Raw genomic sequence first — 19,984 nt, forward strand, 5'->3', positions numbered from 1 at the left:
TACCAGATTAACTATTAATTTACTAAAGATTACACTTAGTGAATATAAGAAGAATATAAAATAGCCATTTACTTCACAAGTAAATGGCTATTTTTCATTATATATTAGAATACTTCTTGTTCATTACATATTGCACATACTCAGGTGCACTTTTATCAATCTCTTCATCACTTAGTTTATATTCTGCACCATATAAATAAAAGGAAGGTATAAATTCCATACCTGTATATAGGCATGTAGCTTGGAATGGTTTCGTCAACTCATCCATTGTAATCCCACTATTTTCATAGTCTTTTTCTAATCCACCTATAGAAATAGCTACACCAAATTCTTTCCCCTTCACTTTATCTCCTTGTGATCCGTACGCAAATCCATATGTTAATACATCATCATACCATTTTTTTAATAATGGTGGTGTGCTGTACCAGTAAAGCGGAAATTGAAATATATATCTGTCATGTTCTACTAATAACTTTTGCTCTTCTTCAATATTAAACTCCCAATTTGGTGCCACCTTATATAATTCATGCACCGTAATTTCATCTGAATGTTTCTCAAGTTCTTCTATCCATCTTTTATTAATTTTTGATTTTTCAATATGAGGGTGTGCTACAATTACAAGTGTTCTCATCATTTTCCAGCCCCTTTATAAATTAATCAATCCTTTACGTATTAGTATGAATGAGTTACATATAATTGAAAAGTACGTACTTTCAGGTACTATAGGAACCTTGAAGTACCTTTGGAGGTGTTATATGAATCAAAATGATAATTGCCCAATTGCAACAACACTCGATGTAATCGGTGGAAAATGGAAAGTTCATATTTTATGTATTTTGTCGGATGGAAAAATGCGAACAAATGAAATTAAACGAGAAATCCCAAACATTACACAAAAGGTTCTTACACAACAACTTCGGCAACTTGAAGCTGATGGGATTATCTATCGTACCGTATATCAAGAAGTACCACCAAAGGTTGAGTACACACTAAGTGAATACGGAAAATCTTTAATGCAAATAATGGATAATCTGTTTGAATGGGGAAAAGATCATCAAATTAAAAGATTACATGACTAAAAAAGCACTATATACTTTGTTTCATCCTCTACGTTCATATTTTTTATTTTTATAAAGTTTATTTTCATCATTTTTTAGCTAACTTGTTTTCTTAGATTGATGGACGTGACCCCACATCCATCAATCTAAAAAGATACAATTAGAAAAATGAGATTTCTATAAATTTTCGCATATAAACACTACTTCCGCCTCATTAAACGCTCGCTCTACTTTTTCTAATCTCAATTGTACGTAAGCTATAAAGAAGCACCCCTAAACCGAGAATTTTTTCATTATTAGACGCATTAGAACCTAAGGTAATAGTAGGTACATTTAAACCCATAAACCTTTCACTCCATTCTATAGGCATATATCCCTGCTTACCAATTGCTAATGTACGTCCATCTATTGTACGGAGAGTACTTTGAATAAAATCAAACTCAACTTCTACATCTGACAATTTTGTGGCTTTATCTGTCATCAAAGTACCTCGTATCATAGTAAATCCTTGTATCATTTTTTCTTTAAACATACCAATTTGGTTATAATTCGAGTCATAAATTACCCAATCATATCCGTCCACTTCAGTATGAAAATAAGCTAGAATTTCCCCGCTACTCGTTTCTAATCCGTAAACATCTTTATTATGTAAAAAAGGTATTACTGAAAAAAGAATATTTGATGAAACCACCTTTGTTCCTGCTATATACTTACCATCAGGATGATATAAACCAAATTGCTTGTTTCGTTTAGGTAATTCTAATACAACTAAAGTATCAACATCCCAAAATGTTGCATTACTTTTTATCATATTCTTTTGTATCAACTTTCCTTTTCTTAACTGCCAAAATCCAATTCCAAAAAAGATAGAAGCAGCGATAACAAAAAAGATAAACTGCCCCCAATTAATATGTCCCCAATCTTCATATACAGCGCATAAAGCAAGAATAAAAATACCCGTCCCAATTAACAGTTTCATCTTTCCTTTTCGCTTATAGTAATCAAATAATTCCATTTCTATATCCCCCCTTATTTTTGTTCCCCAACTATTAATATATCAAAAACATAGAATGCCCTCTATTCAAAAATATAAGTTCTTCCACTGTCCAGTTCATTGGAAACAAAGTGATAGTCGGCCTTTTGAGCTCAAACTCCTGAGAAAGAATAAAAGCGAAATCAATATTTTTGTATTTTAGAGATAATACCATATCACCATCAAGCTAATAAAAAGATACTCCTTCAAAATAAAAAACGCTATTCTCTCTGTAAAATCATAGAAAAGAATAGCGTTTTTTATTTTGAAATAGAAGTCATTATTTAAACTAAACATGCTAATATTGATTTTGTGCGATTGTCAGTTACCTCATAATAAATTTCTAATCCTTTCCGAGTACCTGTAACCATTTTAGCAGCTTTTAGTTTAGATAAATGTTGACTAATTGTACTTTGAGGCATTTGTAAATCCCCATACATTGTTGTTACATTAGTAGGACCTTTTGCAAGCATTATTTTTACTAAAGATAGACGAACTGGATGCGCCAATACCTTTAACACCTCAGCGATTTCTTGAAACATTTCTTTTTTTTCTTTCATCTTATTTCTCCCCTTTTATATACATATTTATGTTATCCATATATATAATTCGAAGGTATATGCGTTTTTGTGTCCGTCATTTTAAAAAAATATAAAAAAAATTTAATCCGAAACTAAAGGATTAGCTTAACATAATGTCTCACCATTAATGAGGAATAGGAATCTCATTATAGAAGCAGCAGTTTTTATGCTACAACTCTACATTCAACTAACTAAAATCAATGAAAAAAGAGCAAATAGTCTGCTCTTTTATGATGCCTCCTTATGTTCCGTGGAATGTTTAACACTCCCCAGTCTCTTTAGTTTATTCCACCCTACCGCTACTCCTCGAAGCGATGAGAATATAGATTTAATGACAACATAAGTCATAAATTGACGATAAATAAAACGTTGTAAAATTAACCATGCCAATGGTTTTGGGTTCTCTTCCTCTAATTTAAATGCGAACAGAGAAGCGAGAAGATCCATTAAAAAGAATACAAGATAAAACCCTAAAACTTTTAGCGGATTACTACTAAATAGTCCTATAATCATTAATATATCTGCAAAAGGAGCAATGAATTGCAGAACATATTGGAATAACCACATATTAGGCAGTGCAATAAACCCTAATGTTTTATGTTTTGAATTACACAACGCTTTTCGATGTTTCCAAAGACATTGAAGTGTACCATATGACCAACGATATCGCTGTTTAATGAGACTTTTCACATCCTCAGGTGATTCCGTAAAAGCATGCGCTTTTTCTTCATATACAATTCTATGCCCTTGACGTAAAAATGTAATAGTAAGATCCGTATCTTCTGCTAATGTATCTTCGCTTAAATATCCAGATTCAACTACATTCTTCTTGCGCCACGCCCCAATAGCTCCTGGAACGACTGTAATACAATTTAACTCATCAAAAGCTCTACGTTCTAAATTAAACCCTGTAATATACTCAACATGTTGCCAAGTAGTTAACAAATTCCGTCTATTCCCCACTTTGACATTACCTGAAACTGCAGCTACATTCTGATCTTCAAAGTGTCTAACCATTAAAGAAATAGCATCTTGCGCAATAATAGTATCCGCATCTAAAGTGACAATGATTTCTCCTCGCGATTGTTGAAACCCTAGGTTCATTGCCGATGATTTCCCGCCGTTTTCTTTCTGAATGAAACGAACTTTAGGGTGTTTATAAAATGTTTCTTTCATTACTTTTGACGTACCATCTGTCGATCCGTCATCCACAACAATAACTTCAAATTCTCTATAATTACTATTCAAAATTGAGTGAATCGTCTTGGCTATCACCTTTTCTTCATTATATGCCGCTATGACAACACTAACAAAAGGTTGATAAGACGAATTAATATAGCGAGATAACGTTTTTCTTTTCTGCTTCCATGCAAAATAAATTAAGAATAAAAATCGAAAAATCCCTAATCCAATAGCAATATAAAAAATAGTTGTTAATATATGCTTAAAATATCCAGCTCCTGAAAAGACAGCTTTATTGTAAAGTAAATATTGCTTCCCCTCAGAAGAAACAGGAGGCATAATTTCATCTCGTTCTTTATTCATTAAATCTGAAATTGTTACAAAACTATATCCATGCTTTTTTAAGTCTTTAATAATGATTGGGAGCGCCTCTACTGTATGGGTACGATCCCCTCCCGCATCATGGAGAAGAATAATATTTCCCTCTCCCTTATAAATAGGATTAAGAGCACGTCTTACTAATTCATTTGTTGATGGTGTTGCCCAGTCTTCGGGATCAACTTTTTCCGCTACCATTGTATAGTTCATATTTTGTGCACGTAAAATAGGCAATATTTCATTTGATGAATCCGGGTTAGCATCCGCTTCATATGGCGGTCTAAATAAAACCGTAGAATGTCCAGTTACTTCCTGAATTAAACGTTGCGTCGTATTAAGTTCTACTTTCGTTCGTAGTAAAGACGTATCAGCTATGTTAGGATGCTTGAAAGTATGATTCCCAATTTCATGCCCTTCATCGTATATTCTTTTTACAATACTAGTATTTAGTTGTGCGTTTTCACCAAGTACAAAAAAAGCAGCTTTTATTTGATTCTCTTTTAATATATCTAAAATTTCTGGCGTATATTTCGGGTCTGGTCCATCATCAAATGTTAATACTACTTGTTTCCCATTTGGTTTTCCATATCGTTGCACTTCATATGCAGATGGTAAGGATTGATATACTTCATCTGTAATATAACCATCTTTGCCTACTTTAAAATCTCTCAATCCATTTTTTCTTTCATTCTCAATCTGTAAAATTTCACCTTGTCCAGAATAATTTACTTCATCTAAACTATTGATTTTATGTAATACATTAGGATTTTTTTGTGCCTCAATAGGATTTTTTAAAACTTTCCATATTGTAGGGTCTTCTGCTCCTAGTCTCCATAATGCAAAGCCCTTTGCATTGTTCTCCATTGCAATTTTCACTTGATTATAGAGAGTAACACTGTCTAAGAACCAAGCAGTATGTTCTTTCTCTCCTGTTTTATATCTAAAATAAGGATTTCCACTACTCTTATCCCATTGAATTTTCATATTTGAACCTTGAGCCATTGCCATAACTTCTGAAAAAGTTAATGATTTCGCAGCTTCTTTACTATTTACTTCCCAATCATATCCATAGTTACCGAAAGCAACTATAAGCTTATTAGACGGAATATTCAGTTCTTTCAATGTATGTTGGAACCATTTATTTGAAGCAATTGGTCCTGGTTCCCCGGCTCCATAGTGCTCATCGTACATCATTACAATCATTCGATCTATTATTTTTGCTAACGCACTATAATCAAAAGCCTTATCATTAGCTGGAACATCTTGTGTAACGAGCAAATCATGTTCATGAAATTCCGTAGTAAGTTCTTTCATAAAATTTGTTAAGTTTTCTCTATCACTTTCAGGTACGGCCTCAAAGTCAATATTAATTCCTGAAAAATGATTCTTTTTAACTTGGCTTACTAAATCATTAATAAACTTTGTCTTTACATCATTTGAGGAATTCAGTAACTTATGAATTAGCCCACTATCAGGACCAGAAGCTTCCTCAGTATAGTTAGTAAGCAAAGGCATAATCTTCACTTGATTTTTTTCTGCCAACTTTACTATCTCAGGTTTGATCTCACTTCTAATCGTTAAATCTGCTTTTAAATGATACCACTCTGGTACTAACGTAGTTAAGGAATCGATATTTTCTTTTAAAGAAGCGGTACTATTTTCATCCCAGTTTACGTAAAAACCATACACTTCTTTAGGTTGTTTACTATCCTTCGGCGGATTCACCAAATTTTTATTATCCTTCGTTTCGGTATTTGGGTTAAATTCTTCCTTCTTTAACTGCTGATCACTAAGTTTTTGATTAATTGGTACAAGTTTAGTATCTTGTTGTACAGCGGTATTCATATTTGGAATTTCTGGTGTTGAAAAAATACTTTGAAAGAAAAAATAGAATACAACACCTACACTAACTATTGAGATACATAGAAACGAAATAAAGGCTATGTTTCTCCTTCCTTTCGGATCATAAAAAACAGGTTTTTCTTTATCTTTGTCTTGTTGAATGTTTTTCTCCATTATATTTTTCACATACTCCTTCTTAATAGAACTATAAAATAATAAAGTGTAACTTTAATCAGCCCTCACCAATTGGGCATTTACAAGCAGCCCAACTCCCACCTAACTTCTTTGCCCAGCCAAATTTTGAGATGGGAGTTTTACTGCCCACAATAGCGAGAGAAATCCTTTTAGCTTTGAAATGAATCTCTCACTTCCATATTCTATTGATTCTTCTTTTCATTCCCTTGCTGGTGGCCTCTATTTTCTTGTTGAGACCCCCTACCATTGTTCCCTTTCTCGTTTCCACCATTTTCTTTCTGGGATCCTCTTCCATTGTTCCCTTGCCCATTTCCATTATTCCCTTGTTGTGACCCTCTTCCGTTGTTTCCTTGCTCGTTCCCATTATTTCCTTGTTGTGATTCTCTTCCGTTGTTCCCTTGTCCATTTCCATTATTTCCTTGTTGTGATTCTCTTCCGTTGTTCCCTTGCCCATTTCCATTATTCCCTTGTTGTGATCCTCTTCCGTTGTTCCCTTGCCCATTTCCATTATTCCCTTGTTGTGATCCTCTTCCATTGTTCCCTTGCTGATTCCCATTATTTCCTTGTTGTGATTCTCTACTTTTATTCTCCTGTTGATTCCCTCTATTTTCTTGCTGAGATCCTCTTCCATTGTTTTCTTTTATTTGCTTCGATGGCTGTTCCTCTGTTTTCTTTTGTTCTTTCTGCTCTTGCTTTTCATATTTTTTTTCGTCTACAGGAGATAAATCCATTGATGCATCAGGAGATGACTCCGGCTGTGATTGCACCTCTTCTTCATTTCCCACCGGATTAGGCGGCGTGGCAGGAGGAGTAAGCGATTTGTTTTTCTCATTCTCTTGCTTTATATAGACACCTGTGCCAATTCCAGCTTTTCTAGCATTCTCTCGTACTTGCATCGTGCTACTTTGATATTCAACTGTAATATGTTTTAACTCATATTCTTTCTTCAATTCTTTCATTGCCTTTTCTAACTGTGGTTCTAGCGCCTTGTCCTTTGCAACTGCTGTTAGCATAACTTGCTTATCATTCGTTAAATACTTATCCTCTTGACTTTGCTTTATAATAGTACGTATTACTTCTTGTAATTGTTTATTTTCCCATTGCTTCAATTCTTTTAAAATACGCCTTCCATCATCATTACAAGCCTGTAAATCTATAACACGAAAATCCTTCGTTACGCTCACCTCTAAACTTGGATTTATATCAACTGAGACGTAAGCAAATACTTTTTCTTCTGGTTGGTTGTAGAAAAACAGCACTGCAAATAGAAAACAAGCAACAAGTATTGATGCAGGTTTTAAAAAGGAAGGGATCGAAAAATGCGATGCTTTTTGTTCTTGCTCATCAAATGAGATTTCCTCCCCGATCATGCAAGAATCCCCTTTTCTTTTACACGTAATAAACTCTCCATTTGGTGTTAAAACAACTACGCTATGCTTTTTTATATCCATCACAATTCCTTTATTCATCATGCTTTTCCCCTCTTATGTAATCCAGAATATATGTATAGTTGTTTGCAAAAATAATACACATTGCAATAATGTATTTTCTATGTCGTTCCAACGTTTTACGACTTACCCTAACACGCGGTTCAATATGTTTAAGCGGTAACTTTTTCTTTCGGAACAGCTCTTCCATCATTTCCTCTTCTTTTATAATAATTTTTACAATTTCTATTAAGTGCTCACGCGTATCACGATGCTTAGGAGATTCTTTAGCAAGCTCTGAGAATGTGATTTTAAACTCAGCTAGCACACTTTGAAAATGAAGAATTTCCTCCTTACGGTTACTATTTTCCATCTCTTTCATATACTCCGTAAGCGACACTTGCATTTCTAACATTTCCTCTTGCTCATCTTCTTTTAAAAAGACAAAGTTATGTTTAGACTCCTTACGTATATAGTCAATTACATCTCTTTTTATAAGAAGATCAGCAAACGCTAAAAAGGATTTTCCTTTTGTATAGGAATACTGTTCAATTGCTTCGTTAAATGCAAACAATCCAATGCTATATTCATCATCCTGTTCTGTAATATATCGGCGGCAGACAGATGAGATTGATTTTCTAATAAAAGGCTGATACTGTACGATAAACGCTTCTTTATCTTCTTCGTTGTTTTGTATGTTACATACGATATCTTCTATTTTCGGTTTTCTTAAGATCTTCATTACTAAACTCAACACTTGTAATCTCCCAGCCTCCTTCAAATAGCAAAATGGCCACTACACAAGTGACCATTTAACCAGATTTTCTTGGTACTTTTCTTCGGTCTTGTTTTCTTGCTGTTAGTTATATTTTTAGAGTCTAACGTTTTCTTAATGATTTTTCCTTTTCTCTCGGCACTAAAGTTAAGTTTGTATTTTTATCTACTTTCTTATTTTCTACCGTTCGTTTTGCTTATTCATTTTCTATTTTATCTGCAATCCTTGAATAACTCTTCTCTATATAATTGGTAATTTCATCCTTCCGTTTTGGATGCCACTTAATCTAGTAATTTTATTAATACTTCTATATTCTTTCATAGTCATTTTTCTTCTATTTATTTTTTTCACTATACATATTCGGAGGAGTACAAAGTTTTATGGGGGTCAAAAAATATTTTTATAAAAAAATACATATTTATTTCAAAAATAAAAACCATCAATTTGAAAAAGGGTAATCAAATTGATGGTTTTCTTATAATATCTATTAAATTAAGTTGGATTCTCATTATATCTAAAAAAGTACTAGCTCTCCCCTGCAGATTTTCTCCATTTTCATCTTTCTTGGTTATCATAATATGTCTTATCTGCGTATTTTCTATCATTTCCTTTTAGATAAGCTAAAATTACTTTTGGATTTTTAAGTAAAGTCCAGTCTCCATATGTATCAAATCTTCTGCATGAAGTTATCATTCCATTTTTAATAGTACCGAATTTCTTATTATTTTTCTTTCCCCACTCTTTTAAACGTTTAGCGAAATCTGCATCTTCTGCCATAAGCATGTTTTCATTAAATCCGTTGATTGCCATAAAATCTTTTCTATAGCACCAAAAAATCCCTACAGATATAGCTCCGTACTTAAAAAGTAAGGGGATTATGATTAACATTGCGGAGAGAAATATTCCTAAAGATATTCTTTCAAACTTCCCATTTACCCCACCACCAATGTATTTACCTGAAGCTAAATATTTATCTACATTAGACAACATAGACTCTGTCATTATGGTATCAGCGTCTATAGTGACGATTATTTCTCCATTAGCTATTTTAGCCCCTGCATTTCGAATTTTAGATAAGTTTTTATCGTTATTTTTCAATGTAACACAATTATAAGATTTTGCTATTTCCTCTGTTTGATCTGTGCAACGATTTAAAACAACTATAACTTCCGTTTGCTCTTTATATGCCTCTGATGCCTTTGCAATTGAATCTAAACATTTTCTAATGTACTTTTCTTCATTATGCGCAGGAATTATAATAGAAAACTTCACATCTTTTTTCAAATTAACTTCTAAAGATTCGTTTGTCTCAGTCATAATATTCCCCCCTTATTTTATAAGGTAAATATCTGTTATACATAACGTATATTAAAATTCAATAAATTATATGATAGGAACTGCAGGTAAACTATTACTTGAGTATTAAAAAACAAAAACGTTATTCTTTCTAAATAAGCAAAATTACTAGAAAGAATAACGTTTTTTATTAGTTACATTAATATTTTATTCGTTGCTTTATTTCTTCAAAACGAGCATGTATAATTTTTCTGATATCTGGATGATTCTTATATAAAGTAACAGTATACATGATGGAAGATGCAAGAATAGTAGACCATATTAACCAATCTCCAGCATGAGAAAGAACTTTAATTATTTCACTCGTAAATTCTTCCTGTCCGTCATGAAATGTATAGCTGAGTAGTTACCTTATTTTTCAAAAAAAAATTCTGATTATTTCTTTTTCACTTCTTCTACAAATTCCCATGTCTCTCCGTTATCTTTTGATTGATAAAGTGCACTACTATCGCCATTGTAGTCTCCATCTGCCCCTTGTCCAACTAACATATTAAAAACCCCATCTTTCTCATATGGCATACTAGGTGAATCAAAAGGACTTATTGTGGACTGTGTATGATCTAATTTCACTTCATGCGGCGGATATTCTACCTTTTTGAAAGATACTCCCCCATCATCTGTGCGATATAACTCTCCTTCATTACCAGAAGGCCTAATTGCTCCTAAAAACCCAAGTTTATCATTTATAAAAGTGATTCCTGATACACTACCAATCCCCCCATTAAATGGGTCTGGATTGATAACCTCCCATGTTTTCCCTTCATCACTAGTCTTGCTTAATGAATAAAAGGCGCTCCCTAATGCTTTATCTGTCATATTTAGTTTATAACCAACTTCTTTCGATAGGAAAAACTGTTCTTTTTCATTCTTTAAATCTTGTTGTTTCTTCTCTTTAAGCATATCTTCTTTTGGAGGCGTCTTTGATTTACTCCAACTTGCGTCACTTATTAAATTATATCTAGCAGGGACTAGCTCTTGCTCTTTTCCAGGGACAAATATAGATACAGTATATCCAATGATATCAGAAGCTGCTTTTTTAAGACTCTGCCCCTTACTATCCTCAGTAATATTAATAATTCCCTCTGTATTGGATCCCCAATTTCTTTTTCCATAATAAATCAACCCATACTTACTTTCATTCCATTTTCTAACCGTTTGCTTAACTGGAATCGCCTTAACCGTTTCAATTAAAGGTTCTACTAATTTATCATCATTATAATCAGGCTTTGCGTATCCGTCTCGTATTATAGTAATATCTTCTGACTTCTTCTTATTATAAGAGATTAAATAAGTTTCTTCTTTCCCATCATCATTTTTCCCATAAACAAATGTATCAAACGCTGTGATTGTTCCATCTGAATGAAATGTAAGATCAAAATCAGTTGCCATATACAATTTCTTTGGCAAAGGATATTTTTTATTTATATCTTCAAAAATACCTTCTACTCCAGACTTATATATATTATTATGTTTAAGTTTAACTGACCTTTCATGTTTTAACTTTTCTATAAACCATGCCAATTTACCATTGTAATTTATTGCACTTTTATAAATCTGCATCCCATAAAATGATGTAATTGCAACAATAATGATAATAGAAATGGATCTCCATGCTATTGAATTTGTTAATTTTTTAGATTCATATTCTCTATTTTTTATCACCCGCATTGTAGTAAATGTAGTTATGGATATAAAAAGTACTATACATAATAACAAAATGTAAATATTATAATTCATTCTTCCGTACTTACAGTATAAGGCCAACTCATAACAAAAAATCCCATATACAATTATTAGTATTGGATTTGTTACTAATGACAGAAGTATCCTTTTTGTATTTTCTCTAAATATAGAAACCACCCCTAATTACATGAATTACTGATATTAAGTATACTTTATTGTAAAGTAACAAAAAAGCTATTTAATCTTGCCGCAAAAAATACAATAGACATATGAATATTATATTCATGTTAAAAAGGCCAACAATCCAAGATTGTTAGCCTCTACTTCCCATATTCGTACCTTTTATCACTTTACTTCCTAACAACTGGAATCCACATTTCACCAAACACTAAGCCGTTTCTTTTCCCCATCTCAACCGTCGTATTTGGTCCACCAACATAAGCAAACTCATTTGCATCTGGTAAAGCTTGACCGAAGGCGATACCAGTCAACTTATTACTTAGCTCTTCAGCCGTTTTGCCCTCCCCTTTCACTACTAAGTATTCTCCCCTCGGAAACTGGATTACTCTAGATTCTTCTTCTATTTGTGCTTCTGTCATGACACCCGCATAATACATCATTTTGTTATTCACCGCTTCGCTCACGGAAAAAATGTATTCATTTGTAGCTAAAGCTTTTAAAGTGTCCAGCCTTCCATCTTCTTTAACAGCCGACCAAAATTCTTCCTTTTCTTTATTTATTCCAGCAAAGTCTGTGTATGCACTCTTAATTTCAGTTCCAATACCTAACACAATAAAGCTATCTTTTTCTTCTATCGTATAATTTTTCATATTCAAAACCTGCCTCTTTTTTTATTAATCAAACGATTTATCTTTTCATCTGATACGTTTATAATACCTTTAAACCATATCAAAAAATGATACTGTTTAGGAGACTAAAATGAAAAAAGTTGAACGGATTAATACAATTATGCGGTATATCAACAACCGCTCTCACTTTACAATTTCTGAAATTATACAAGAATTTAACATATCACGGTCGACAGCTATTAGAGACATTAGAGACATTGAAGCTATGGGAATGCCTCTTGTCGCTGAAGTTGGGAGGACCGGGGGATATTTTGTTATGCACAACTCTATCCTGCCCGTTGTTCGCTTTACTGATAATGAAGTAAAAGCTCTTTTTATTGCCTTTATGGCTACGAGGAATCAACAACTTCCCTACCTAAAGAGTCGTCAATCTTTAGCCGAAAAACTACTAGGACTCATCTCAGAAACCCAGCAAGATGATCTCGTTCTTTTAAATCAACTCTTGCTTTTCCAAGGGACTAACCCTCATAATCCCGATCTACTTGAGCTTTCTGATCTCCCCCATCCTATGTTAGAAAAACTCATTCAAATCCTTCTTTTGGATAACCATTTATTGATTACCATTAAAGAAGATGAAGAAATCAAGACTTATCCAATTTATCTATTGCACCTTTATCAAGAAAAAAGCCATTGGATCATTGAAGGGTTTGACTTAAAAAAAGAAAAGAAGATGATGTTTCCTGTCGATGATCTCATTAATATCGAACCATACACGACGAACAAAAGGCTAAATAAGAAAAAGATTTTAGAAAAACTAAGTAAGAAGGACGAAATAATCAACTTGGTACTTGAACTTGGACCAAAAGCAATTGCCCAGTTCAAAAAATACCATCCTTTAAAAATTTCAATATCTTATACTAATCCTTACCAATCCACAGCCATTTTAAAAACTTTTATCAATGTTAACAATCCCGATGAAGTGACGGAAATAATAAATTGGCTGCTTTTTCTAGGGAAGGATATTAAAATCAAAGAAATACCCGATGAAGTATTAGCAGATTTACAAAAACGAGTGTGCTTATACATTCCATAAGCAGTGCGCCTCAAATATTAAGCTTTATCACTGGATAATTATCCTATTTTTAAATACCATTTCATTTACTACAATGAGAGCATGATAAATAATAAAAGCACGGAAAATCTCCCGTGCTTTTCTAAATATATATTATTCCTGAAGGTTTCGTTTATCACGTTTCTTACCCTAACTGACGTTTAAATGCTTTACTGGCGAAAAAGTAAGAGATGACCATTATACCTACGCACCAAGCGAGCGCAATCCAAATATCGTTTCCAACAGTTCCTTCATATAAAAGAGCACGAATCGCATTCACGATTGAAGTTACAGGCTGATTCTCTGCAAACGCACGAACAATTTTTGGCATCGTTTCGGTAGGCACAAAGGCCGAACTAATAAATGGAAGAAAAACTAGCGGGTACGAGTAAGCAGTCGCCCCTTCCATAGACCTCGCTTTCAATCCTGGAATGATAGCTAGCCATGTTAGCGCCAGCGTAAACATCCCAAGTATCCCAGCTACCGCGAGCCAATCTAGAATATTAGCACTGGAACGGAAACCCATTAAGAGTGCAACAAGAATAACCACCACGATAGTAAGTACATTAGCAACCAGAGAGGTTAGAACGTGAGCCCACAATATCGATGAGCGCTTAATAGGCATCGTAATGAAACGTGCCATCAGCCCACTCTTTACATCCGTAAATAGTCGAACGGAAGTGTAAGCTACACCGGATGCGATAGCCATTAGCAAAATTCCCGGCAATAAATAATTAACGTAGTTTTCCGTTCCAGTTTTTATTGCGCCGCCAAACACGTAGACAAATAATAGCATCATCATAATCGGTGTAATCGCCACTGTAATAATTGTATCCGGACTGCGCATAATGTTACGCATTAAACGACCTAGTAATACACCTGTTTTACTTTTCATTTACATCTCCTCCTTTTTTCCAATGATCGCAAGGAATATTTCTTCCAATGTCGGTTGCTTCTCGATATACTCCACTTTTGCTGGCGGGAACATCTCTTTTAGTTCAGCAAGAGTACCTGTCGTAATAATTTTTCCGCCATGCAAAATAGCGATACGGTCTGCCAGTTGTTCTGCTTCCTCCAAATACTGAGTCGTAAGCAAAATAGTTGTACCGCTTCCAGCAAGTTCCTTGACTGTATCCCACACTTCGATTCGCGCTTCAGGATCAAGTCCAGTCGTTGGTTCGTCAAGAAAAATAACTGCTGGCGCCCCAATCAAACTCATCGCGATATCAAGCCGGCGCTTCATCCCGCCTGAATACTGATCTGCCCTTTGGTTTGCCGCATCAGTCAGGCTAAATCTTGCAAGTAGATTGTCAGCAACTTGAGCAGGATTGGAAACACCACGTAATTTGGCGATCATTATCAAGTTTTCCCTCCCAGTCAGCATACCGTCTAAAGCTGCGAACTGCCCTGTCAAACTGATACTTTGACGAACATGATCTGATTGACTCTGTACATCAAATCCACAAATACTTACTTCACCGCTATCTTGCTTCATTAGTGTCGAAAGGATGTTGACCGTTGTCGTCTTTCCCGCTCCATTTGAGCCTAGCAGCGCGAAAATTTCTCCACGCTGCACCTCAAAATCTACCCCTTTTAAAACTTCCTTATCTTTAAAGGATTTTTTCAAGCCTTTTACAGAAATCGCTGCATGACTCATACTTTTTTCCTCCCTATAAAAATGTTTTGCGAAGACTATTTATTTACCTCTATCTATTTAGTATCACTGATATTCTGTATTACTTAGTACCGAGTTAAAAATATAACTGAATAGCTATGATGGCAATTCATATGTGTAACCAGCTAATCAGTCGGTACTACTTATTCCATTTATTTTTTTCTCAATTTCTTCATAATACTTTCATTCAAATCTTCACGATACTTGGAGACGTAAGTTTTAGCATTTGCCACTAGTTCGTCAGCAAAGGAAGCCACGTCATCCCCAGTAATGTCAAGCACTTGTCTTCCTTCCGCTGCACCCGCTTCGAACAAATCGATTAATTCATACTGTATGTGTAACATATCCATCCCGTTACCCGCTGAAAAATTCCACATGTAGTTTTGAATTTTCTTAAATACAAATTGGTAGTCCTCTGGCAGATCCTCAACTCGTGCCATCATCATTTTGTACTCTTTTTTATCACCAATTAACTTTTTGAACATTTCTAACATCTTATTTTCCTCCTTTTTTATAAAACCGAACAAGAAATTCCCAAAGTATCGGCCGGAACATTTTATCTTATGAACCTATTTTGACTTCAAGACGTTAATTTTTGACGATACAAAATCCCATTTTTCCCAAAACAATTCAAGCTCCTGGCGGCCTTCTTCATTTAATGAATAAAACTTACGAGGCGGTCCCATATCTGATGGTTTCTTTTCAATATTCACAAGCTTTTTCTTCTCTAATCGTACGAGGATGGTATACACCGTACCTTCCACAACTTCGGTAAACCCAAGATCATTCAGGTGGCGGGTAATCTCATAGCCATACGTTTCACGGCGACTAATGATTTCCAGTACACACCCTTCCAGTGAACCTTTCAGCATTTCAGTTAAATTTTCCATGTCCTGATCCTCCTTTACCCCCTATTCTGTCTGACTTATATTCAGTATCACAGAGTACTAAGGCGAATTTTTTACTGAACAGTTTTTGTGAATCCGAACTATTCAGTATCACTTATTACATCTACATTGTATGACTAAGTAGTTATGGATGTCAACTTTATTTTCAAAAAAATTAAAAATCCGCTTTACCCTAATCGGATACAGCCTACTTTTTTGTTGTAAGGACCATCACACTAGCAAAACAGAACTGATTCAAAGTGTAATTTAAATCAGCTCTGTTTTATTGTTTTTATACCGATATATCTTGTTTTTTCACGATACAAATTGTTTCTCACTACCATTCCCATTGCATATAAAGCATAAAGGCAAGTGCGGTCAGAGAAAATTTCCAGAGATTATCCGTACATGATACGAGCCCCTAAAATACAATTCTGTTAGAAATCTGTTCTCTATATTCTCTTTTATTTTATTTCTGATAGTTGATTAGCAACACTATCTAAAAATTTTTCTACCTTTTCTTTTGATGTATCCGGCGCATGATAACCGATCGTAAATGTAAGCCTTCCATTATAAGAGCTTGCTCCCATTGAAAAGAATGGTGCATACATAATAGGTGATGCCATATACCCGTCCTCAGCTTGAATTTGACCAAACTGAATAGGTTCCTCAGCAATCACTCCCAAATTTGTCAGTAATGGCAACGCCATCCCCATCTGTACAGCCTGTTCATATTGCTGATTATACATTTCCTTCACTGTAGATAGCTTCATTTCTGCCAGTAACTCCATTCCTGCTGCTGAAGAAAGACCTGGATTTTGAGACTTTATTTTATCCATTGATTGTTTAACTCGAACAAGAGTCTGCTTAAATGTTTCATCGTCTTCCATTTTAATCACTGGCATTTCCATACCGGATAAGTTGCAAATAGCACCAGTTGTATTATTAGGCAGATATCGACGTAAATCAATTGTCAAACCAATCATTTTTTCTGCAGTGCGAGGTTCTGCATACACAGTGAAATGTGATAAAACTCGGAAGTAAGCAGTCATGATTACATCATTCAAGGTAACCTGTTGTGCTTTTGTCCATTGGGTTAAACGTAGAGTTTGCTTATGGCTCAATCGCCGTACGGACATTTGGGGAAATTTATTTTTGTTAGGTTGAGATGGAAAAGACCATAACGATGCCTGTTGTTCTTGGTTAGGACGATACGCACTTTTTATGTCCGATATTCCAGCGTATTTGAATACATGTGATTGATCTCGACAACTCTCATTTCCCTCATCAAATTCCTTTATAATTTGCTTCTTAGACCGTCCCAATGAAAGGTGAGTATATATTGTTCCAAGCAATTTTATATATTCCTTGACTCCTGCACCATCTGAACATAGATGAGACAATTTCACAACTAACATATCTATTGTAGTGCCCCGTAATAATTTCGTTTGAACCATAGGCCCCTGAATACGATCACCAGGTTCCTTAATAAAATCTATTGCCATTATTTCAAGTTCTTGATTATTTCCTTCTGCAAAAAAGCAAATAGATGAGTTAGTGTCAGATGAATGTTCCTCCCAGTAAGGAATATCATTTTCTACAAACCGGCTGTTCAAAACTGGTTGCAATTGCAACGTTATCCTTACTGATTCTTCAAGTATTTCCTTAGATATACCTACAGGAAAATAAAGAACTGCATTAATTTGTTGATCTGCAGAATAAAGACCTAATACATAATTCATTCGATCTTGTGGTGTTACTGAATACTTTCTTTTCTCCATAATTCCGTCCCCCTTTAGGACTTTTTGTATAACCCTATTTTCCATATGCTTGTAATTTTTCTAGTCATTTTTCTTCAAGAGCTAATAACGCTTATTTTTCGAATTTTTAACAAAATCATCTTCTCCGTATTGGTTTCATTCTTTTTACAGGTGATATATTCATTATTTTATTGTTATTAACACTGCCTAACCTCATAATAAAACCAAACAAAAATAAATTAAGTTTACATATACATAAACATTTTATTATAACGTCTACAAATTATCAATACAGCAAATAAATCATTTTTATGTCTGTCAATAAAAAAACAATATATTCAAGGGCCACTTCATAATAAAAGATTGATGTGCATGTAAATGTACCCATATCACTTTCAAAATAAGAATGAGAATTTTTTCAACAAAAATAAGATGCAGTTATTGATTTTACAGTAAAAAAAGCCCCTCCATTTTGAAAATGCGCAATCAAAATGAGTAGGGCTATTTCCAATTTAAATTTTATAAAAGAATGATTATCATAAATAATATTTTACTTTTTAGTCTACCTTATTATTTTCAATCCATTTTCCTAATAAATGAATGGATTTTATTCCTATAATTTGAGGTGGTATCGTTGGTTTTTAAAAATAGAAAGCTTATTTTCAAATCAAATGAAAAAGAGGTAAAATTATAGATATTCATGTAGAAATTTCGTTTTGGGGATACTTAAAATCTTAAGGTGATGGGCATGTGGTGTTACACTTTAAAAGCTCTATAAAATTTATAGATATAGCGATTTTCTTTATTAATAATCATTTGTATGTGCGTTTACTCACACACATACAAATGATTTATAAAACCACAATTAAGTGAAAACATCTTTTCCGTTACGATAACATCATAGCCATGTCTTCTGCTGCATTTGTAACTAGTTTTAAACCAAATGTTTCTTGTAATACATCAAGCACGCCAGGTGAAATAAATTCAGGAGCCTTTGGACCAATGCGAATATCTTGAATCCCAAGACTAAATAGCCCGAGTAAAATGGCAACCGCTTTTTGTTCAAACCATGATAGTACAATACTTACTGGCAATTCATTCACTTCACATTGAAAAGCATCAGCTAAAGCAGCCGCTATTTTCACTGTAGAAATTGAATTATTGCACTGTCCTAAATCAATGTAACGCGGAATTTCCGTACCAGGTACAACACCGTAATCCACATCATTAAAGCGGAATTTCCCGCAAGAAGTTGTTAAAATAACCGTTTCTGGCGGAAGTGACGTTGCTAATTCACGATAATATTCTCCGCCTTTTCCCGGTGCATCACAACCGGCGATAACAAAGAAACGCTTTATCTTCCCCTCTTTTACTGCATCAATAATTTCTGGAGCTAATGATAATACTGTATTATGATGAAACCCTGTCACTAACTGTTCATCCGACTCCATATGTACTTCTGGAAGTTCTAGCGCTTTTTGAATCAATGGTGTAAAATCATCATTTTCAATTTTTTGTACACCTTCTAAACCTGCAATTTCATATGAAAAGAATCGATCAGAGTACGAGCCTTTAATTGGCATAACACAGTTCGTTGTAGCTAATATGGCACCAGTAAATTTTTCAAAAAGGCGTCTTTGATCATACCATGCCTTACCGATGTTTCCTTTTAAATGTTTATATTTTTTCAGCTGCGGGTATCCGTGTGCTGGTAGCATTTCAGAATGCGTATAAATATTAATGTCTTTTCCTTCTGTTTGCTTTAATAGTTCTTCTAATGCAAATACATTATGGCCCGTAACTACAATTGCTTTACCTTCTACACGATTTTGTGTAATTTGTACAGGCTCTGGCACACCAAAATGATTCGTATGTGCCTCATCCAATAACTCCATCACCCGTAAAGCTGATTTCCCAACTTTCATAGCCATATCAATATGCTCTTGTTCGTTAAAGTTAGAATTTGTTAATGTCATATATAAAGCTTCTTGTGTTGTAGCATCTACAAATGCATCCGTATACCCTAGCTGAGCAGCATGTGTGCGATAAGCTGCAATTCCTTTTAGCCCAAACACAATCGTATCTTGTAAACTCGCAATCGTTTCATTCTTGCCACAAACACCCATTACTTTACATCCGCCTGTTGGCGTTTGTTCACATTGATAACAAAACATATCATCCCACCCTCTCCCAATCATTCATTACACCTTAAGCATAATACCCATTGAAAAA

Annotated in this window: 17 protein-coding genes and 1 pseudogene; 2 read left to right on the forward strand and 16 right to left on the reverse strand. The window is 34.2% G+C overall.

The genetic code is table 11. From position 1 onward, the window contains the following. Positions 1–97: 97 nt before the first annotated feature. Positions 98–631 (reverse strand): NAD(P)H-dependent oxidoreductase, encoded by a 534-nt coding sequence (locus GBN91_RS12220; protein WP_033692650.1) that lies wholly within the window; start codon positions 629–631, stop codon positions 98–100. Positions 632–755: 124 nt separating this feature from the next. On the opposite strand from GBN91_RS12220, the gene GBN91_RS12225 reads away from it, so the two are divergent. Further along, positions 756–1,079, forward strand: coding sequence for a winged helix-turn-helix transcriptional regulator (locus tag GBN91_RS12225; protein ID WP_001072981.1), 324 nt, complete (start codon positions 756–758; stop codon positions 1,077–1,079). Between the two features lie 193 nt (positions 1,080–1,272). On the opposite strand, the gene GBN91_RS12230 is transcribed toward GBN91_RS12225, so the two are convergent. From GBN91_RS12230 to GBN91_RS12275, 9 genes and pseudogenes are all read right to left on the reverse strand, one after another. Next, a complete protein-coding gene (locus GBN91_RS12230; protein WP_006924244.1) occupies positions 1,273–2,073 on the reverse strand; it encodes a hypothetical protein in 801 nt (266 codons plus the stop codon). Positions 2,074–2,375: 302 nt separating this feature from the next. Beyond that, positions 2,376–2,651, reverse strand: a complete 276-nt coding sequence (locus GBN91_RS12235) for an ArsR/SmtB family transcription factor (protein ID WP_000660066.1) — start codon at positions 2,649–2,651, stop codon at positions 2,376–2,378. Positions 2,652–2,900: 249 nt separating this feature from the next. Beyond that, on the reverse strand, positions 2,901–6,248 hold the full coding sequence (locus tag GBN91_RS12240; RefSeq protein WP_114555576.1) for a trifunctional glycoside hydrolase family 18/polysaccharide deacetylase/glycosyltransferase family 2 protein: 3,348 nt from the start codon (positions 6,246–6,248) through the stop codon (positions 2,901–2,903). Positions 6,249–6,451: 203 nt separating this feature from the next. Continuing rightward, the gene (locus tag GBN91_RS12245; protein WP_152121563.1) at positions 6,452–7,741 is read right to left on the reverse strand and encodes an anti-sigma factor domain-containing protein; all 1,290 of its coding nucleotides are present in this window, start codon (positions 7,739–7,741) and stop codon (positions 6,452–6,454) included. Further along, the gene (gene sigI / locus GBN91_RS12250; RefSeq protein WP_002082432.1) at positions 7,731–8,453 is read right to left on the reverse strand and encodes an RNA polymerase sigma factor SigI; all 723 of its coding nucleotides are present in this window, start codon (positions 8,451–8,453) and stop codon (positions 7,731–7,733) included. Before sigI ends, GBN91_RS12245 begins: the two co-directional genes overlap by 11 nt. Before the next feature lie 573 nt (positions 8,454–9,026). Continuing rightward, the gene (locus tag GBN91_RS12255; RefSeq protein WP_000140997.1) at positions 9,027–9,788 is read right to left on the reverse strand and encodes a glycosyltransferase family 2 protein; all 762 of its coding nucleotides are present in this window, start codon (positions 9,786–9,788) and stop codon (positions 9,027–9,029) included. 178 nt (positions 9,789–9,966) lie between these two features. Further along, a pseudogene (locus tag GBN91_RS12260) lies at positions 9,967–10,161 on the reverse strand (hypothetical protein); the annotation flags it as partial. 41 nt (positions 10,162–10,202) lie between these two features. Further along, a complete protein-coding gene (locus GBN91_RS12265) occupies positions 10,203–11,687 on the reverse strand; it encodes a WD40/YVTN/BNR-like repeat-containing protein (protein ID WP_347400310.1) in 1,485 nt (494 codons plus the stop codon). A gap of 173 nt (positions 11,688–11,860) precedes the next feature. Continuing rightward, positions 11,861–12,340 carry a GyrI-like domain-containing protein gene (locus GBN91_RS12275; RefSeq protein ID WP_000801022.1) on the reverse strand — a complete coding sequence of 160 codons (480 nt, stop codon included), beginning with the start codon at positions 12,338–12,340 and terminating at the stop codon, positions 11,861–11,863. A 109-nt stretch (positions 12,341–12,449) separates the two neighbouring features. Between GBN91_RS12275 and GBN91_RS12280 the strand changes: the two genes are divergently transcribed. Then, the gene (locus tag GBN91_RS12280) at positions 12,450–13,412 is read left to right on the forward strand and encodes a helix-turn-helix transcriptional regulator (protein WP_152121564.1); all 963 of its coding nucleotides are present in this window, start codon (positions 12,450–12,452) and stop codon (positions 13,410–13,412) included. A gap of 163 nt (positions 13,413–13,575) precedes the next feature. Here GBN91_RS12280 and GBN91_RS12285 read toward each other — a convergent pair whose 3' ends face one another. From GBN91_RS12285 to hcp, 6 genes are all read right to left on the reverse strand, one after another. Continuing rightward, positions 13,576–14,325, reverse strand: a complete 750-nt coding sequence (locus GBN91_RS12285) for an ABC transporter permease (RefSeq protein WP_000837816.1) — start codon at positions 14,323–14,325, stop codon at positions 13,576–13,578. Next, entirely contained in the window at positions 14,326–15,087 is a 762-nt protein-coding gene (locus tag GBN91_RS12290; RefSeq protein ID WP_000017473.1) for an ABC transporter ATP-binding protein, read from the reverse strand. A 170-nt stretch (positions 15,088–15,257) separates the two neighbouring features. Beyond that, positions 15,258–15,599: a DUF1048 domain-containing protein gene (locus GBN91_RS12295; RefSeq protein WP_113304147.1), complete on the reverse strand. Its 342-nt coding sequence runs from the start codon at positions 15,597–15,599 to the stop codon at positions 15,258–15,260. Between the two features lie 75 nt (positions 15,600–15,674). Then, positions 15,675–15,995: a PadR family transcriptional regulator gene (locus GBN91_RS12300; protein ID WP_000429487.1), complete on the reverse strand. Its 321-nt coding sequence runs from the start codon at positions 15,993–15,995 to the stop codon at positions 15,675–15,677. 461 nt (positions 15,996–16,456) lie between these two features. After that, complete coding sequence (locus GBN91_RS12305; RefSeq protein ID WP_000415478.1) at positions 16,457–17,773, reverse strand: condensation domain-containing protein; 1,317 nt, start codon at positions 17,771–17,773, stop codon at positions 16,457–16,459. Positions 17,774–18,639: 866 nt separating this feature from the next. After that, on the reverse strand, positions 18,640–19,926 hold the full coding sequence (gene hcp, locus GBN91_RS12310; RefSeq protein WP_152121565.1) for a hydroxylamine reductase: 1,287 nt from the start codon (positions 19,924–19,926) through the stop codon (positions 18,640–18,642). Positions 19,927–19,984 lie beyond the last annotated feature (58 nt).

This window comes from Bacillus sp. B1-WWTP-T-0.5-Post-4 (assembly GCF_009183795.1).
Taxonomy (GTDB): Bacteria; Bacillota; Bacilli; order Bacillales; family Bacillaceae_G; genus Bacillus_A; species Bacillus_A cereus.

Coding starts and splice junctions, on each gene's coding strand:
- GBN91_RS12235 (WP_000660066.1), bottom strand. CDS start 2,651: ATGAAAGAAAAAAAAGAAATGTTTCAAGAAATCGCTGAGGTGTTAAAG.
- GBN91_RS12255 (WP_000140997.1), bottom strand. CDS start 9,788: ATGACTGAGACAAACGAATCTTTAGAAGTTAATTTGAAAAAAGATGTG.
- GBN91_RS12220 (WP_033692650.1), bottom strand. CDS start 631: ATGAGAACACTTGTAATTGTAGCACACCCTCATATTGAAAAATCAAAA.
- GBN91_RS12240 (WP_114555576.1), bottom strand. CDS start 6,248: ATGGAGAAAAACATTCAACAAGACAAAGATAAAGAAAAACCTGTTTTT.
- GBN91_RS12300 (WP_000429487.1), bottom strand. CDS start 15,995: ATGGAAAATTTAACTGAAATGCTGAAAGGTTCACTGGAAGGGTGTGTA.
- GBN91_RS12290 (WP_000017473.1), bottom strand. CDS start 15,087: ATGAGTCATGCAGCGATTTCTGTAAAAGGCTTGAAAAAATCCTTTAAA.
- GBN91_RS12230 (WP_006924244.1), bottom strand. CDS start 2,073: ATGGAATTATTTGATTACTATAAGCGAAAAGGAAAGATGAAACTGTTA.
- hcp (WP_152121565.1), bottom strand. CDS start 19,926: ATGTTTTGTTATCAATGTGAACAAACGCCAACAGGCGGATGTAAAGTA.
- GBN91_RS12305 (WP_000415478.1), bottom strand. CDS start 17,773: ATGGAGAAAAGAAAGTATTCAGTAACACCACAAGATCGAATGAATTAT.
- GBN91_RS12295 (WP_113304147.1), bottom strand. CDS start 15,599: ATGTTAGAAATGTTCAAAAAGTTAATTGGTGATAAAAAAGAGTACAAA.
- GBN91_RS12280 (WP_152121564.1), top strand. CDS start 12,450: ATGAAAAAAGTTGAACGGATTAATACAATTATGCGGTATATCAACAAC.
- GBN91_RS12225 (WP_001072981.1), top strand. CDS start 756: ATGAATCAAAATGATAATTGCCCAATTGCAACAACACTCGATGTAATC.
- GBN91_RS12275 (WP_000801022.1), bottom strand. CDS start 12,340: ATGAAAAATTATACGATAGAAGAAAAAGATAGCTTTATTGTGTTAGGT.
- GBN91_RS12245 (WP_152121563.1), bottom strand. CDS start 7,741: ATGATGAATAAAGGAATTGTGATGGATATAAAAAAGCATAGCGTAGTT.
- GBN91_RS12285 (WP_000837816.1), bottom strand. CDS start 14,325: ATGAAAAGTAAAACAGGTGTATTACTAGGTCGTTTAATGCGTAACATT.